Here is a 15,837-nt window from a genome sequence, read left to right as displayed (position 1 = left end):
CCGGGTGATCCGGCTCTGGTGCTTGTCGCGCACGGGACTCGTAGCGCGCGCGGGGTGGAAATGATCGCCGCGCTCGCCGATGCGGTGGCCGCCGAACTCGGCGTCGCGGTGTCCTCGGCGCCGAATACCGCGCTGCGGACCGCTTTCGTCGACGTGCTCGGACCCTCGCCTTCGGAGGTTCTGCGCGATCTCGACGGGCCCGCCGTGGTGGTTCCGGCGTTTCTCGCCTCGGGTTATCACGTGTATCAAGACGTTCCGCGTGAGGTCGCCGAGAGCGGACATTCCGCGGTCGCGGTGACGGCGGCGATGGGGCCGGATCCGGCGTTGACCAGGATCATGGCGGTGCGGTTGCGCGCTGCCGGGTGGCAGCCCGGTGACGCGGTCGTCTTCGCGGCGGCCGGTTCCTCGGATTCGCGTGCGCGACAGGATGTTCGGCGGGCCGCGGGGATGCTCGCCGAGCAGCTGGGCGCGCCGGTGAAGATCGCCTACGTGGCGACCGGGACGCCCCGGGTGCCCGAAGTTGTTGCCTCGCTTCGCGCGTCGGGTGCCGAGCGGGTGTTCATCGCGTCCTATCTGTTGGCGCACGGTCTTTTTCACCAGCGGTTGCACGATGCGGGCGCTGATGGGGTGGCTGAGCCGATCGGTGTGCACCCGGCTGTGGTGCGGCTGATCGCTGACCGGTATCGCAGTGCGGCGCGGGAGCTCGTCGGCGTTCGCTGAGCCGATCGCGCACGGGCAGCCGGTGTCGGCGGCTGCGGCTAGAGTTGGCCCGACTGCACAACAAGGGAGCACAGCTCGATGTCAGATTCGTCCGCAGGTCAGGGTTATCCATCGCAGGATGACGGGCTGACGGCGTATCCGGATGAGTCGGCAGCGCGAGTGCCCGCGTATCCGCAGGCGCCGAGTCAGGCCGTACCGCGGCCGCCGTTCGGTCCGGTGCCGGGTGTGATGGGATCGCCGCCGCCCTATGGGCCGGGCGTTCCGTATCCCGTGCCGGGCGGTGCGTACCCGCCGGTGGATGCCGGGCCGCGGATTGTTCCGCAGAGTGTGCAGATCGCGTTCTACGTGATGCTGGCCGGAGCCGTGGTCACCCTGCTCGGCATGGCCTACTCCCTCACCATGCTCGACGAAGCCCGCAGCGATGCGCTCGACGCCTCGGGTGGGGTGTTGCGAGGCAACGACCTCGATCTTCTCGTGTACGCGAGCGTCGGTGGGGCCGTCGTGAGTTCGCTGGTGACGGCGGGGCTGTGGGTGTGGATGGCCTTCGTCTGCCGGGCGGGCAAGAACTGGGGGCGGATCACGGGCACGGTGTTCTTCGGGCTCAACGCGCTGTTCTATGTCGTCGGCACGGTGATGGCGTTCGTCACCTCCACGGTCGGTATCACGCTGGTGTTCAGCACGGTCACGCTGGCAATCGGGCTGGCCGCGGTGATCCTGTTGTGGAACGGCCTGTCCGGTCCCTACTTCGCGCCGCGGACGCCACCGGGCTACCAGCCCTACCCCGGCTATCCGCCGATCGCGCCGTAGTTGAAGTTCGCGCGGTAGACACTCGGGGAAACGCCGAGCTGTCGAACCATGTGCTGGCGCAACGACTCCGCCGACCCGATCCCGCTGTGCCGGGCGACCTGCTCGACCGGTAGCGATGTCGATTCCAGCAGCTCTCGGGCTCGGTGGAGGCGCTGACTGAGTAACCACTTCTGCGGACTGAGTCCTGTTTCGTCGTGGAATCGGCGAGTCAGGGTGCGCACGCTGGTTCGCGCGTGTTCGGCCAGTTCGCGCAGCGACAGGGGAGTGTCGAGGCGCTCGAGCGCCCAGGCTCGGGTGGCCGAGAGCGAGAGGTCGTCGTCGGCGGGCAGTGGGGTGTCGACGAACTGGGCTTGGCCGCCGGGCCGCACGGGTGTCACCACCGCGGCCCGCGCGGCGGCGTTGGCCACGGTGGCGCCGTAGTCGGCTCGAATCAGATGCAGGCACAGGTCGATTCCGGCCGCCGCGCCTGCCGCGGTGGTCACCGGTCCGTCCTCGATGAACAGTGCGTCGGTACGCACCTGGACGAGGGGATGGTCGCGGGCCAGTTCGTCGGCCAGGCCCCAGTGCGTGGTCGCGGTGCGGCCGTCGAGCAGTCCGGCCTGGGCGAGCACGAACGCGCCACTACAGATCGAGGTGACCAGGATGCCGCGGTCGACCGCCGCGCGCAGTGCCTTCAAGGTCACCGGATCCGCGTCCGTGCGGCTGCCCGTACTCGGCACGACCACCGCGTCGGCGGAATCGAGGACGTCGAGCCCGTGCCGGATCACGACATCGAATCCGCCTGGTGTCGACGGCAATACACCCGGCTCGGCCGTGCAGACCACCACCCGGTAGCCGGGCTCGCCGTCGATCAAGACTGAGCCCATCAGTGTTTCCGGCATCGACAGGTCGAAGGACTTCACCGGCGGGACGGCAACCACGGCAATGGTCTTCATGGCCTGATCCTTGGGATAGCTGGCATTGTGGCCACTAGTCTAACCCTCGCGTGGACGGCATCGTTGAGTGTGCGGGCGCGACCTCATCGCCCATCGAAAGCTGTTGTTGCGAAAGGTGATTCACATGTCCACTCATGTAGTGATCGGCCGGGGTGGTACCGCCACCGCTACCGCGTTGTTGCTCGCCGAAGCCGGGGACAACGTACGAATGGTGAGCCGGAGCGGGCTCGGCCCCCGTCATCCCGACGTGGAACTGATCGCTCTCGACGCACTCGACACCACCGCCCTGACCGAGGTCGCGACGGGCGCGGGCACTGTCTTCAACCTCGCGATGCCCGCCTATCACACTTGGCCGCAGACGGTTCCGCCCCTGTTCGACTCGATCCTGTCGGCGACCGAAACCGTCGGCGCCGACCTCGTCATGCTGGGAAATCTGTACGGCTACGGCCCGGTCGACGGTGTCGTCAGCGAACACACCCCACTCGCCGCCACGGGTAGCAAGGGCGCGGTCAGGGCCAGGATGTGGACCGATGCGCTCGCCGCGCACGAGGCGGGCCGGTTGCGCGTCACCGAACTGCGCGCGGGTCAATTCCTCGGCGCGGGCGCGATCTCGATCTTCTCCCTGCTCGTTCAGTCCGCCGTGCTGGCGAACACCGCGGCCCGGGTGCCGCAGGAACTCGACCTGCGGCATTCGTACACCGCGATCGGTGATGCCGCGGCCGCACTGGTCACCCTCGCGCGAGACGACCGGTCGTGGGGGAGGGCCTGGCACGCCCCGGTGATCACCACGACCGTGCGCGAGGCCGCGAACCGCCTCGCCGCGCTGGCCGACGCCGCGACACCCGAACTGACGGTGCTCACCGACGAGGAGATCACCGAACTCGCCCAGGAGGATCCGTTCTGGGCCGAGCTGTTCGAGACGAAACACATGTCCCATCGCGAGTTCATCGTCGACGATTCGGCGATACGGTCCACCTTCGGCCGCACCGCGTCGACGCTGGACGAGGTGCTCGCCGAGGTGGTCGCGGCCGCGCGCGCAACCGTGCCCGACGCCGGGTAGATGTGGCGCACACTGAGTCGATGGCATACGACGAGGAACTCGCCGAGCGGATCCGGGAGATCGTCTACCCACGGTCCGACCTCGCCGAGCGGAAGATGTTCGGCGGTCTCGCCTTCCTGATCGGCGGCAACATGGCCGTGGCCGCCAGTGGCAAGGGCGGGCTGCTGGTGCGGGTCGCTCGGGCCGACGGCGATGCCCTGCTCGATGGCTCGGCGATCACGCCGATGGTGATGGGCGGGCGCGAACTACACGGCTGGCTGCGAGTGGCCCCCGAAACGGTCGACGACGACACCGCACTGCGGGAATGGGTCGAACGCGGGGTGCGGTTCGCCGAGACCTTGCCGCGAAAATAAAAGTTCGTGGATGTGTCGAAGCGTGGTGGTCGGCTCCGACCAGTGGGTGAAGCAAGCCACTCACTCGAAGGAGCACATCATGTCCGTCAACACTTTCCTCTGGTTCGATGCCGACGCCGAAGCTGCGGCCGAACTCTATGCCGCGACCGTCCCGAACTCGCGCATCGTCGAGGTCACCCGCCAGGGTGACGGCTCGGCGTTCATCATCACCCTCGACCTCGACGGTCAGGCCGTCACCTTGATGAACGGCGGTCCGGGCCACCCGCACAGCGATGCCGCGTCGCTGCAGGTGATCGTGGATACCCAGGACGAGATCGACAGCCTCTGGGACGCGCTGTCACAGGGCGGCGGAACCCCCGGCCCGTGCGGCTGGCTCACCGACCGGTTCGGGGTGTCCTGGCAGGTCGTCCCGGCCGTGCTGCCCAAGCTCATGGGCGGTGAGGTCGACCGCGTCATCGCCGTCGGTACGGCGCTGCGCTCGATGTCCAAGCTCGACATCGCCACCCTGCAACAGGCCTACGACCAGGCCTGAACGCGGAACGGCCGCCGCGGGGAGAGGTTCGCGGCGGCCGTGGCGGGCGGGTGGGCTAGCCGGCCGAGCCCGACAGCAGCCCACCCAGATCGGCGGAACCGGTACTCGTCCCACCACCGGGCGTGGTCGGCTTCGGGGCGACGGTGATGGTGACGGTCTTGGAGCTGATCAGCTCCTGCACCGCCTTGATCTCGTGCGCGCCGGTGGTCTTCGGCGTCCAGGTGATGGTGGCCTTGCCGTTCGACACCGAGACCGGTTCACCGATCTTGGTGCCGTTGTCGGTGAAGGTCACCTTGAACAGGAACGAGGTGGACGTGACATCGGCGGTGACGGTGTAGGCGGTATCCACGTAGTGGGTGCTGCCGCTCACCGCGATCCCCTGCACGAGCGCGGATGCCTGCGGTGCTGCCAGCACGGCCGCCGCGGCCACCGCGGTGAAGGCCGTAAGTCCGAAACCGGCACGCCGCGCCTGGTAGATCTTCATGATGTTCTCCTGTTCGCGCTGATGATGAGCGCGACATTAGCCAGCGGATCCGGCCCGCGTCCCGGAAACTGAAATAACAATGTTTAAAATTATGGGACCGGTTGCGTCGCAGGTGACAAGCGAATTCACCCGGAGCGGATGAGGCAGCCGCGGCGACCGGCCGCGACACTGGAATCATGTCGACGTCCGGTCCGCTGCGCTATCAGTTCGTCATCGAGGGCGAGCTGTCCGAGCGTGTTCTCGCGGCTTTTCCCGAGCTGCGCCCCAGCTCGCATTCGCCCACCGGGACGACCACCCTCTTCGGCCTCGTCGCGGACAGTACGGCCATGCGCGGGGTGATGGCCCGCATCGACACCCTCGGCCTCACGCTGCTGAGCATGTCCCAGTTGCCCGACTGAGCGTTCGCCGACGAGTCGAACTCGATCTGATAACGAGCGCCCCTACTTCACCTCGCCAGCAACCGAACAGCCGCCGTTTCGCCTACCGTCGATCTCGGCGGAGGTTGGTCGCCGCGCGGTAAATGTCGTGTTCAGGAGGGTGAAGATGGCTTCGTCGTCGGGTTCTCTGGACTTTCGCGGTGGCGGCTCGGTGATAGCTGTGGCCGGTCCGTGCGCCGGTCTGCCCGAGCTGTCCTTCGCGCCGGTTCGCTGCAACGAGGCATTCGCGCGCTTGGATCGGGCACAGGCCGCCACCGGGCACACAGTGCTGCTGTGCGGACCGGCGGGCAGCGGCAAGACCGTCGTGCTGGTCGACTGGGTGCGCCGCAGGTGCTCGGCACGCGTCGCGTGGCTGACCGTCGCCGAACAACGTGACACAGACTTGCTGGCCGAGATCGCCCGCACCCTCGATCCCACTCCGGACTTCGTGCCGACCGGCGTGCTGCACACCCCGACGGACCGCGCCGCGGACCTCATCGCCGCCCTGGCCGATATCGAGCCGACAGTGCTGGTGATCGACAACGCCCACCTGCTCACCGACCCACTGCAACTCGCCGGCCTCGAATACCTGCTCACCCACCTGCCCGACCAGGTCACCGCGTTGATCGCGAGCCGCTTCGACCCGCCGCTCCGCTGGCACGTCCTCGACCTTGAGGGCAGACTCACCCGGATCGGCGCGCCCGAACTCGCCCTCTCCCCGGATCGCGTCGCCCAACTGCTCGCCCAGCACGGTTGCCGGCTCGACGACGCCGAGCTCGCCGTGGTCGGGAACCTGACCCGTGGCTGGGCCGCGCTGGTCCGCATCGCGGCGATCTGCCTGTCGGCCAACGGGACCGACCGCGACACCGCCCTCACCGCACTGGCCCGCCCCTCGCACGCGGTCGCCGACTTCCTGGTCGCCGAACTGCTCGCCTCGCTACCGGCCCCCACGCTCGAATTCTTGCTCGCCACAGCGGTTCCCACACGATTCTGTCTGCCGATGGCCGAAGATCTGGTCGGTGACGACGCCGCCCGCATACTCGACGAACTGCTGCGCGCCAACTTCCCCTTGCACACCGTCGCCCACGCGGGCGAGCTCTGGCACACCTACCACCCGCTCCTGCGGGCCTACCTGCTCGCCGAGGCCGCGTACACCAGGCCCGATCGCCTGCCCGCCTGTCATCGCCGGGTGGCGGCCTGGTTCACCGCGGCCGCGATGCCGGGACCAGCGCTCGAGCACATCGCGGCCGAGCCGGGCGCGCCCGGTCTGGTGCCCTTCCTGCGCGACTGGGGACTGCGCATGGTTCTGGAAGGTACGGGCCACACCCTCCTCGCCGCCGTCGAGAACTTCGCCGAGCACGACACTTTCGTTCGCCTGCTGCGCGCGGCTGTCGCGGTGGAGTCGGGCGATATCGCCGCCGCGGAGGTCTATCTGGAGGCCGCCCACGTCGGCCCGGAATCGGCGGCGCCGGTGGTGCCCGCCGAGTGGGTGGCCGCCCTCGATCATGCCGTGAGTGCGGGAGTCGCTGTCCTGGTGGGTGATTCGTCCTCGATGCGCTGGCCGCTGCCGCCGGTGACCGGACAGTCCGACCTCGACTGCTACACCGCGCTGCACTGCGGGATCGCCGAGATCTACGGCGGCGAAATCGACAGTGGCGCGGCATCTGTGCGCTACGCGATCGTGCACTCCGAGCAGGCTGGGCTGGGTCGCGTCGCGGTCCGTGCCAGAACCGCGACCGCCGTGGCGGCCGGGATCGCGGGCCGGATCGGCGAGCTACGCGCGCTGGCGGACCAGGCGATCGAATGCGCCCAACGCTACGACCTGGCCGGTTCGGCCGATGCCGCCGCGGCCAGGGTGCTCGCTGCCTACGGCGCCTACCAGCAAGGCGTGGATTTCGAGCGGCCGTTGCCGAGTCTGCCCTTCGTCGCGGCCGACGAGACGGTGGTGCCCGCGCCGGTGCGTCAGGCGGCGATCATGACCGGCGTGCTGATGTTCGCCGACGCGCCGGATCGCTCGGCGGCGGCGGTCACGCTGAGCAAGCAACTCCATCGCCTGCTCGACGAATCTCCGACGGTGCACGGCACGGGCGAACTGGTCACCGATGTGCTGTGGCTGCTGCTGCGCGTACAAGCCAGGGCGGACGCGCAGCAGTTGATCGACCACGCGACCCGGGTACTCGGCCGGACCCCGGACATGGCTGTCGCCGAAGCGGGACTGGCTCTCTACGCCCATCGCCCCGCTGTCGTGCTGGCATTGCTGGAACCGCTGCTCGCGACCGCGCGGTTGTCGTCGAGATCGCTGGTCGCGGCGTGGCTGCTGGTCGCGGTCGCCGCCGACAGCCTCGAACGTCCCCGCAAGGTCGACGACGCCTGCGAACAGGCCCTCGCGCACGCGGCCACCGAACAGCTGATCCGTCCGTTTCTCGACGTGCCCGCGGCCGCCGAACTGCTCGCCCGGATCGGCGCGCGCTTCGGTCAGCACGCGGTGCTCGTCGACCGGATCCGCGCCTACCGGGGCGCCACCGCGGGCGCCCCACAACTCACCCACACCGAACTGGTTGTGCTCCGCCAGCTTCCCTCCGGCATGACGGCAGGCAATATCGCCGCCGACCTGGGCGTCTCGGTGAACACCGTCAAGACGCACCTGCGCGGCATCTACCAGAAACTCGCCGTCAACGCCCGCGCCGAAGCGATCGCCCAGGCCCGCGTGCTCGGTCTGCTCTGAGCTCAGTCCGGTGCCTGCAACGCGGGGAACCAGACATCGGTGAGGACGGTGGCGGCCTTCTCGGCGGTGACCTCGATGGTGCCCTGCATGGCCCACCGGGTGAAGAACCGTTCGAGCTGGGCGACCAGCAGTTCGATCCGCAGCCTGGCCTCGTCGCGGCGCTGTTCGGGCCAGCGCGCGAGGTAGGCGGGCATGCTGTCGGCCAGCGTCATGATCCCCTCGCGCGCCAGCGCGCGGAACTCCGGCTCGAGCGCGGTGGCTTCGTCCCAGGCCGGGAGCATGTCCCGGTTGGTGAGGAACCAGTAGATCGCGCGGGTCATCCACTCCTGCAACGCGGCCCGAGAACCGGTGGTGAGCACCCGGTCCAGATCGGCGTAGAACTCCCGGACGCTGGTCAGTGTGCCTTCCTGGGCGATCGCCCGCAGCACCTCGCTCTTGCTCGTGAAGTGCAGGTAGAAGGTCGCCCGGCTACAGCCGACGGCGGCGACGATGTCGTCGACACGGACATCGGAGTAGCCCTGCGTCTCGAACAGGCTCCGCGCGGTCTCGACGATCCTGGCCTTCGTCAGGCGCTTCTGTTCCTCGCGCAACGATCCACGACGGGCGGGTTCGGTCGTCATCGGCCTAGCTTAGACGATCCGCCCATTCACTAGACACAATGTCCAGTGAGACGCTATCCTGTGGTCTACGTCACTCGGCATGGTCAAAGGTGACCGAGGCCGCTCAGGAGTTGTGCATGGATTCACGTCAATTACCCAAGGTTTGCGTCGTCGGCGCCGGACCTTCGGGTATCACCGCCGCCAAAAGGCTGGCCGAGAACGGAATTCCGTTCGACTGCTACGAGGCATCCGACGAGGTCGGTGGCAACTGGTACTTCAAGAACCCCAATGGCATGTCGGCTTGCTATCAGAGCCTGCATATCGACACCTCGAAGTACCGCCTGCAATTCGAGGACTTTCCGGCGCCGGCGGATTGGCCGCACTTCCCGCACCATTCCCAGTTGCTGCAGTACTTCAAGGATTATGTCGACCACTTCGGGCTGCGCGATCGGATCCGGTTCAACAGCCTGGTCACCGCCGCCGAGCGTGACGACGCGGGTCTGTGGCGGGTAACGACGGCGACGGGCGAGACCGAGGTCTACGACGCGTTGATCGTCTGCAACGGTCACCACTGGAATCCCCGATTCCCGGACTATCCAGGCGAATTCGACGGCGTGCTCATGCACAGCCACGCCTACAACGACCCGTTCGACCCGATCGACATGCGCGGCAAGCGGATCGTGGTGGTCGGCATGGGTAACTCGGGCCTCGACATCGCCTCGGAACTGTCCCAGCGCTTCCTCGCCTCGAAGCTGTTCGTGTCCGCCCGCCGGGGCGTGTGGGTGCTCCCCAAATACGTGAACGGGCAAGTGGGCGATCGGGCTTCGATGCCCGCGTGGATTCCCGACAAGATCGCGCTCAAGCTCAAGCAGCGCTTCGTTCGCAAGAATCGCGGCGAGATGTCGACCTATGGTCTGCCGACACCCGATCACGAGCCCTTCGAGGCGCATCCGTCGGCGAGTGAGGAATTCCTGCACCGGGCCGGCTGTGGTGACGTGGAGTGCAAGCCCGCGATCACCCGATTGGCAGGTGACACTGTGCATTTCGCCGACGGCAGCAGCGAGCAGGTCGACGTGATCGTTTGCGCGACCGGCTACCACATCAGCTTCCCGTTCCTCACCGACGCCGAGCTGGTGCCCGACGCGGCCAACCGGTTCCCGTTGTTCCAGATGATGATGAAGCCCGGTGTGGACAACCTGTTCTATCTCGGTCTCGCCCAGCCGATGCCGACGCTGGTGAACTTCGCCGAGCAGCAGAGCAAGCTGGTCGCCGCGTATCTGACCGGCCGCTATCACCTGCCCCCGCGCGCGCAGATCGACGAGGTGCTCGGGGCGCAGGAAGCCAAACGTAGTGGGCGCTACTACGATTCGCCCCGGCACACCATCCAGACCGAATTCGAGCCGTACGTGCGCTCGATGACCAAGGAGATGGAGCGCGGGGCGAAACGTGCCGCTGCCGCGGGCAATGCACTGCCGGTGCCCGCTCGGGTGACGGTCGAGGTGGCGCGATGAGCACCTCTTCGGGCTTCTGCCGCGACGAATTCGCCGGGGTGCGTGCGGCATTCGACGAACACCTCACCTCCGGCGCCGAACTCGGTGCCGCCCTGTGCGTCACCGTCGACGGCGATCCGGTGCTCGACCTCTGGGGTGGCTACGCCGATCCTGAGCACGAGACCCCGTGGGGCGCCGACACCCTGGTCAACGTCTTCTCGGTCACCAAGACGATGACCGCGCTGTGCGCGCTGCTGCTGGTCGACCGGGGCGAACTCGACGTCGACCAGCGCGTCGCCCACTACTGGCCCGAGTTCGCGGCGAACGGCAAGGCCGACATCGAAGTCCGCCACCTGCTCTCGCACACCTCGGGCGTCTCGGGCTGGGACAAGCCGATCGAGCTGTCCGACATCTACGACACCGATGCCGCCGCCGCCCGGCTGGCCGCGCAGGCGCCGTGGTGGGAGCCGGGCACCGCCTCGGGCTATCACGCCATCAACTACGGCCATCTCATCGGGGAACTGGTGCGCCGCATCACCGGTCGCTCGCTCGGCCGGTTCTTCGCCGACGAGCTGGCCGGGCCCCTTGGCGCGGATTTCCACATCGGCACCGGCCCCGAGCACGCCGACCGGATCGCCACCCTGATCCCGCCGGAGATGCCGGATTTCGACCTGTCGACCCTCGACCAGGACAGCGTGCTGATCAAGACGCTCACCAGTCCCTGGCTGGAGGTCGCCGAAACCGCGACACCGGCTTGGCGTGCGGCCGAGATCGGCGGCACCAACGGGCACGGCAACGCGCGCTCGGTGGCGCGCGTCCAGTCGCTGATCGCCAACGGCGGCGAGCTGAGCGGCAGGCGGTTCCTCTCACCCGCGACGATCGAGCTGATCTTCCGCGAGCAGGCCGACGGGATCGACCTGGCATTGCTCGCCCCGCTGCGCTTCGGTATCGGCTACGGGCTGCCCCGGCCGCAGACCTTCCCGCATATTCCGGACGGGCGGGTGTGCTGGTGGGCCGGGTACGGCGGCTCGATGGTGGTCAACGACCTGGATCGCCGAATCACCTTCGCCTACACCATGAATCGGATGGCCACCGGTTTGATCGGTTCCACTCGGTGTGACAGCTATCTGAAGGCCACGTTCGACGCGGTCGGAGGCGCCCGATGACCATGCGCGCGATGCAGTTGACGGCCCCGGGCACCCTCGAATTGCGCACGGTGCCCGTGCCCGAGCTCGGACCCGATGATCTGCTGCTGCGGGTCGGTGCGGCCGGGATCTGCCATTCGGATTCGTTCGTACTCGGCTTGCCGTTTCCGATGAGCGAGAAGCCACTCACATTGGGCCATGAGATCGCGGGCACGATCGAGGCGGTCGGCTCGGCGGTGACGGGCCGACGGGCCGGCGAGCGGGGCATCGTGTACCTGTGCTGGTCGTGCGGTGCATGCCGGGAGTGCCTGCGCGGCAACGAGAATGTCTGCCTGGCCGCCGGTCGCACCGCGATGCCGCCGTGCCCTGGTCTCGGGCCCGACGGTGGCATGGCCGAGTACGTCCGCATCCCGATGCGCTCGTTCGTGCCGATCGCCGACGAACTGGATTTCGCCCACGCCGCACCCCTGGCGGACGCGGCACTGACGCCGATGCACGCCATCCGCGGCGCCATGGACCAGCTGTGGCCCGGCGCCACCGCGGTCGCCATCGGCATCGGCGGACTCGGCCACGTCGCGGTCCAGCTGTTGAAGACCCTCACCCAGACCACGGTGATCGCGGTCGACGTGGACCCCGACAAGCTCGCCCTCGCCACCGAATGCGGCGCCGACATCGCGTTGAAGGCCGACGAGAACACCGCGGCCACCATCTTGGAGCTCACCGGTGGACGTGGCGCCGAGGCGGTGTTCGACTTCGTCGGTTCCGATCCCACCGCGAAACTGGCCGTCGAAACGGTCGCCCCGAACGGCGCCTACCGGATGGTCGGCCTCGGCGGCGGTATCCCCGGCATCGACTCGGGACCGGCGGGCGGACCCGGGCTGCCGTGGGGTGCCACCGTTCGAAAGTCCTACGGCGGCACCAGAACCGACCTCATCGACGTGGTGGCGCTCGCCGCCGCCGGCAAGGTGCGCGCCGAGGTCGAGCGGTTCGACCTGGCCGATGCGCGCACCGGCTTCGACCGACTCGACGCCGGCGCGATCCGTGGACGCGCCGTCCTCATTCCCTGATGGAGAAGAAGAACATGACCAACGCTGTAGACCCGCAGGAATTCGTCGCCAAGGTCGCCGCGGGCCTCACCGCCCCCGGCGCGCCGTTCGAGATGACCGTCGAACCCGTTCTCGGCGTCCCGATTCCGGTTTTCGCCAAGCGCTACGCCAGCTTGCGTGAACTGCTGGAGCACTCGCTGAAATGGGGCGAGCGCGACTACCTCGTCACCGAAGACCGCCGGATATCCTTCGCCGAGCACGCCGCGGCCGCGGGCGCGCTGGCTACCGCGCTCGCCGCCAGGTACGGCATCGGCAAGGGCGATCGCGTCGGCATCCTGGCCGCCAACGGCCCGGACTGGGTGATCGCGTTCTGGGCGGCGCAGTGCCTCGGCGCGATCCCGGTCGGCTACAACGCCTGGTGGGCACCTCGGGAGATCGCCTACGGGCTGGAGCACACCACGCCGACCGTGGTCATCGCGGACGCGAAAAGGGCCGCACTGCTGGCCGAGGCGGGGACCGAGCTGCCCATCTTGACCATGGACGAGGATCTGCCCGCCCTGATCGCCGAGTTCGGTGGCGGCGAGATCCCCAGCACGCCGGTCGGCGAAGACGATCCGGCCGTCATCCTCTACACCAGCGGTACCAGCGGCAGGCCGAAGGGTGTTGTCCATTCGCAGCGAAACATGGTGGCGATCAGCGACTACCACCGTTTCACCGACGCCGTGCTCGCCGCGTTCATGGGTCAGGAGCCCGGCGACGGGCCGAGCGAGCGCCGGTACCTGGTCACCGCGCCGCTGTTCCACATCGCCAGCCTGCACAACCTCGTCATCCCGCGGCTGCGGACCGGTGCGGCCGCGGTGTTCCCGCACGGCGGCTTCGAAGTCGGCCGGGTACTGAGCCTGGTCGAGCGCGAGAAGGTCACCAACTGGGCCGCGGTGCCGACCATGGCCTCGCGCCTGCTGGAACATGATGTGGCCCAGCATGATCTGTCCTCGCTCACCGCGCTCTCGCTGAACTCCGCGCCGTCCTCGCCCGCGTTGCTCGCCAGCCTGCGTGCGAAGATCCCGGCCCTGCAATTCGCGCTGACCACCAGCTACGGGCTCACCGAGAGCGGCACCGCGGCGACGGTCGCCACCCCGCTCGACCTGGCCGCGGACGACGCCTCGGTCGGCAGGGCGATCATCGGGGTCGCGATGGAGATCCGCGACGCGCAGGGTAACGCCGTCGGCGACGGTGAAGAGGGTGAGATCTGCATCCGCAGCCCCTATGTGATGCTCGGCTACTGGAACGACGACGCGGCGACCAAGGCCTCGATCGACGACCAAAGGTGGCTGCGCTCGGGCGATTTCGGCACGCTGAACCAGGGCAGGCTGACCGTGTCCGGCCGCCGAACCGACCTGATCCTGCGTGGCGGCGAGAATGTGTACCCCACCGAGATCGAGAACGTGCTCGTCGAACACCCGGCCGTCCTCGATTGCGCGGTCTTCGGCGTGAGCCATCCCGATCTCGGCCAGGAAGTGGCGGCCATCGTCGTCGCCGAACCGGGCACGGTGGACCCGGAGGAATTGCGCGCCTTCGTCGCCGAACGCCTCGCTTATTTCAAGGTGCCCGTCCGCTGGCGCATCACTTCGGACGCGCTGCCGCGCAACGCGACCGGTAAAGTCACCAGGCGCGAGCTCGCGATCTAAAAGGGGTCAGAAATGTTCGACAGCATCATCAAAGGTGGCCGGTTCTTCGACGGCACCGGCGCCCCCTCCGCGGTTCGCCACCTCGGCATCACCGACGGCAAGGTCGCCGAGATCTCGGAGACCCCGCTCGACGAAACCGGCTGCGCCCGGGTCGTCGACGCGACCGGCAAATGGGTCATGCCCGGCATGATCGACATCCACACCCACTACGACGTGGAGGTGCTGCTCGACCCGTCGCTGTCGGAGTCGGTGCGCCACGGCGTCACCACCGTGCTGCTCGGTTCGTGCTCGCTCTCGACCGTGCACGTCGACGGTGAGACCGCGGGCGACCTGTTCGGCCGGGTCGAGGCCATCCCGCGTCAATACGTGGTCGGCGCGATGAACGAAGTCCAGACCTGGAGTACCGCAAGCGAATACATCGACGCGCTCGAGCAGTTGCCACTCGGCCCGAACCTGGCCGGCTTCATCGGCCACTCCGACATCCGTGCGGCGGTGATGGGGCTCGACCGCTCCACCCGCAAGGAAGTTCGGCCGTCCAAGGAGGAGCTGGCCGAGATCGAGCGCATGCTCGTCGACGCGCTCGACGCCGGATTCGTCGGAATGTCCTCGCAGCAGCTGCTTTTCGACAAGCTCGATGGTGAGACCTGCCGTTCGCGGACGCTGCCGTCGACGTATGCCAAGGGCAAGGAACGCCACAAGCTCAACACGATCCTGCGCAAGCGTGGTCGCGCGTTGCAGGGCGGGCCCGACATCACCAACCCCAAGAGCCTGGTGTCGATGGCGGTGTCGAGCATCGGCCTCTGGCGCGATCCGCTCAAGGTGAGCCTGCTGTCGGCGGCCGATGTGAAGGCCGTGCCCGGCGCGTCCAAGATGTTCCCCGCCGTCGGCAAGATCATCAACGGGCTCGACGGCAACTTCCGCTGGCAGCATCTGCCGGTGCCGTTCGAGGTGTACTCCGACGGCATCTCGCTGCCGGTGTTCGAGGAATTCGGTTCCGGCGCCGCCGCTCTGCACCTGTCCGATCACATCGACGAGCAGCGTCACCTCATGCAGGACGAGGACTACCGCCGCTCGTTCCGCAAGGACTACGACAACAAGTACGGCCCCCGCGCGTGGCACCGTGACTTCTTCGACGCCGATATCGTGGACTGCCCCGACGAGACCGTCATCGGCAAGACCTTCGGTGAGGTCGGTGTCGACCGCGGCGGCCTGCACCCGGTCGACGCGTTCCTCGATCTCGTCGTCGAGCACGGTGACAAATTGCGCTGGCGCACAACCATTTCCAACCACCGCCCCGAGGTGGCCGACGTGCTGTCCGCCGACCCGTCGGTCCAGCTGGGCTTCTCCGACGCGGGCGCGCACCTGCGCAATATGGCCTTCTACAACTTCGGCCTGCGCCTGCTGCGCCGGGTCAACGACGCCGTGGACCGCGAAAAGCCGTTCATGACAGTCGAACACGCGGTGCACCGCCTCACCGGCGAGCTCGCCGACTGGTACGGCCTCGATGCCGGTCACCTTCGGGTGGGTGATCGCGCCGATGCCGTCGTCATCGACCCCGCCCACCTCGACGACACCCTCGACGCCTATGCCGAGGATCCGATCGCTGTCTTCGGCAATCTCTCGCGCATGGTCAACCGCAACGACGAGACCGTCACCGCGGTCTTCGTCAACGGGCGCTATGTCTTCGGCGAGGGCGAAGCCGACCCCGCACTCGGCACCGAACGGGTGGGTGCCTTCCTGCGCGCCGAGTAGGACGAGCACAGTCCGTCGACCTGGCCGCGAGGCAGCCGCACCTGTTCGCGGCCGGGTCCTCGGTAGGCGACCCGTCGCGCACGCG

15 protein-coding genes are annotated in these 15,837 nt (G+C 68.1%); 12 read left to right on the top strand and 3 right to left on the bottom strand.

What is annotated here, in order from left to right; translation table 11 throughout:
- The first annotated feature begins 60 nt into the window (after positions 1 to 60).
- Positions 61 to 720, top strand: coding sequence for a sirohydrochlorin chelatase (locus tag ACFWPK_RS27485; protein WP_378920591.1), 660 nt, complete (start codon positions 61 to 63; stop codon positions 718 to 720).
- A gap of 78 nt (positions 721 to 798) precedes the next feature.
- Positions 799 to 1,527, top strand: a complete 729-nt coding sequence (locus tag ACFWPK_RS27480) for a hypothetical protein (protein WP_378920547.1) — start codon at positions 799 to 801, stop codon at positions 1,525 to 1,527.
- Here the strand turns inward: ACFWPK_RS27480 and ACFWPK_RS27475 are convergent.
- Positions 1,506 to 2,462, bottom strand: coding sequence for a GlxA family transcriptional regulator (locus ACFWPK_RS27475; protein ID WP_378920545.1), 957 nt, complete (start codon positions 2,460 to 2,462; stop codon positions 1,506 to 1,508). The two genes, ACFWPK_RS27480 and ACFWPK_RS27475, sit on opposite strands and share 22 nt — an antisense overlap.
- A 124-nt stretch (positions 2,463 to 2,586) precedes the next feature.
- On the opposite strand from ACFWPK_RS27475, the gene ACFWPK_RS27470 reads away from it, so the two are divergent.
- The 3 genes from ACFWPK_RS27470 (at position 2,587) to ACFWPK_RS27460 (ending at position 4,407) form a co-directional block, all read left to right on the top strand.
- A complete protein-coding gene (locus ACFWPK_RS27470) occupies positions 2,587 to 3,522 on the top strand; it encodes an NAD-dependent epimerase (protein ID WP_378920543.1) in 936 nt (311 codons plus the stop codon).
- Between the two features lie 20 nt (positions 3,523 to 3,542).
- On the top strand, positions 3,543 to 3,875 hold the full coding sequence (locus tag ACFWPK_RS27465) for a TfoX/Sxy family protein (RefSeq protein ID WP_378920541.1): 333 nt from the start codon (positions 3,543 to 3,545) through the stop codon (positions 3,873 to 3,875).
- A 79-nt stretch (positions 3,876 to 3,954) separates the two neighbouring features.
- Positions 3,955 to 4,407, top strand: coding sequence for a VOC family protein (locus ACFWPK_RS27460; protein WP_378920539.1), 453 nt, complete (start codon positions 3,955 to 3,957; stop codon positions 4,405 to 4,407).
- Positions 4,408 to 4,462: 55 nt separating this feature from the next.
- On the opposite strand, the gene ACFWPK_RS27455 is transcribed toward ACFWPK_RS27460, so the two are convergent.
- Complete coding sequence (locus tag ACFWPK_RS27455; protein WP_378920537.1) at positions 4,463 to 4,891, bottom strand: Ig-like domain-containing protein; 429 nt, start codon at positions 4,889 to 4,891, stop codon at positions 4,463 to 4,465.
- A 176-nt stretch (positions 4,892 to 5,067) separates the two neighbouring features.
- On the opposite strand from ACFWPK_RS27455, the gene ACFWPK_RS27450 reads away from it, so the two are divergent.
- Together ACFWPK_RS27450 and ACFWPK_RS27445 are read left to right on the top strand one after the other, a co-directional pair.
- Entirely contained in the window at positions 5,068 to 5,289 is a 222-nt protein-coding gene (locus tag ACFWPK_RS27450) for a hypothetical protein (RefSeq protein ID WP_378632772.1), read from the top strand.
- A gap of 145 nt (positions 5,290 to 5,434) precedes the next feature.
- Positions 5,435 to 8,032, top strand: a complete 2,598-nt coding sequence (locus tag ACFWPK_RS27445) for a LuxR C-terminal-related transcriptional regulator (RefSeq protein ID WP_378920536.1) — start codon at positions 5,435 to 5,437, stop codon at positions 8,030 to 8,032.
- A 2-nt stretch (positions 8,033 to 8,034) separates the two neighbouring features.
- On the opposite strand, the gene ACFWPK_RS27440 is transcribed toward ACFWPK_RS27445, so the two are convergent.
- Positions 8,035 to 8,652, bottom strand: a complete 618-nt coding sequence (locus tag ACFWPK_RS27440; RefSeq protein WP_378920534.1) for a TetR/AcrR family transcriptional regulator — start codon at positions 8,650 to 8,652, stop codon at positions 8,035 to 8,037.
- Between the two features lie 116 nt (positions 8,653 to 8,768).
- Between ACFWPK_RS27440 and ACFWPK_RS27435 the strand changes: the two genes are divergently transcribed.
- From ACFWPK_RS27435 to ACFWPK_RS27415, 5 genes are read left to right on the top strand one after another with little or no spacing between them, the layout of a single operon-like run.
- Positions 8,769 to 10,142: a flavin-containing monooxygenase gene (locus tag ACFWPK_RS27435; RefSeq protein ID WP_378920532.1), complete on the top strand. Its 1,374-nt coding sequence runs from the start codon at positions 8,769 to 8,771 to the stop codon at positions 10,140 to 10,142.
- A complete protein-coding gene (locus ACFWPK_RS27430) occupies positions 10,139 to 11,287 on the top strand; it encodes a serine hydrolase domain-containing protein (protein WP_378920530.1) in 1,149 nt (382 codons plus the stop codon). The genes ACFWPK_RS27435 and ACFWPK_RS27430 overlap by 4 nt, the downstream gene beginning before the upstream one ends.
- Positions 11,288 to 11,289: 2 nt before the next feature.
- Positions 11,290 to 12,333 (top strand): NAD(P)-dependent alcohol dehydrogenase, encoded by a 1,044-nt coding sequence (locus tag ACFWPK_RS27425; protein WP_378920589.1) that lies wholly within the window; start codon positions 11,290 to 11,292, stop codon positions 12,331 to 12,333.
- Positions 12,334 to 12,347: 14 nt separating this feature from the next.
- The gene (locus ACFWPK_RS27420; RefSeq protein WP_378920528.1) at positions 12,348 to 14,000 is read left to right on the top strand and encodes a class I adenylate-forming enzyme family protein; all 1,653 of its coding nucleotides are present in this window, start codon (positions 12,348 to 12,350) and stop codon (positions 13,998 to 14,000) included.
- 12 nt (positions 14,001 to 14,012) lie between these two features.
- Positions 14,013 to 15,752: an amidohydrolase family protein gene (locus ACFWPK_RS27415; protein WP_378920526.1), complete on the top strand. Its 1,740-nt coding sequence runs from the start codon at positions 14,013 to 14,015 to the stop codon at positions 15,750 to 15,752.
- The last annotated feature ends 85 nt before the right edge of the window (positions 15,753 to 15,837 follow it).

Source organism: Nocardia sp. NPDC058519, from assembly GCF_042719755.1.
Classification (GTDB): domain Bacteria; phylum Actinomycetota; class Actinomycetes; order Mycobacteriales; family Mycobacteriaceae; genus Nocardia.
This window is presented reverse-complemented; position numbering and strand designations above follow the sequence as displayed.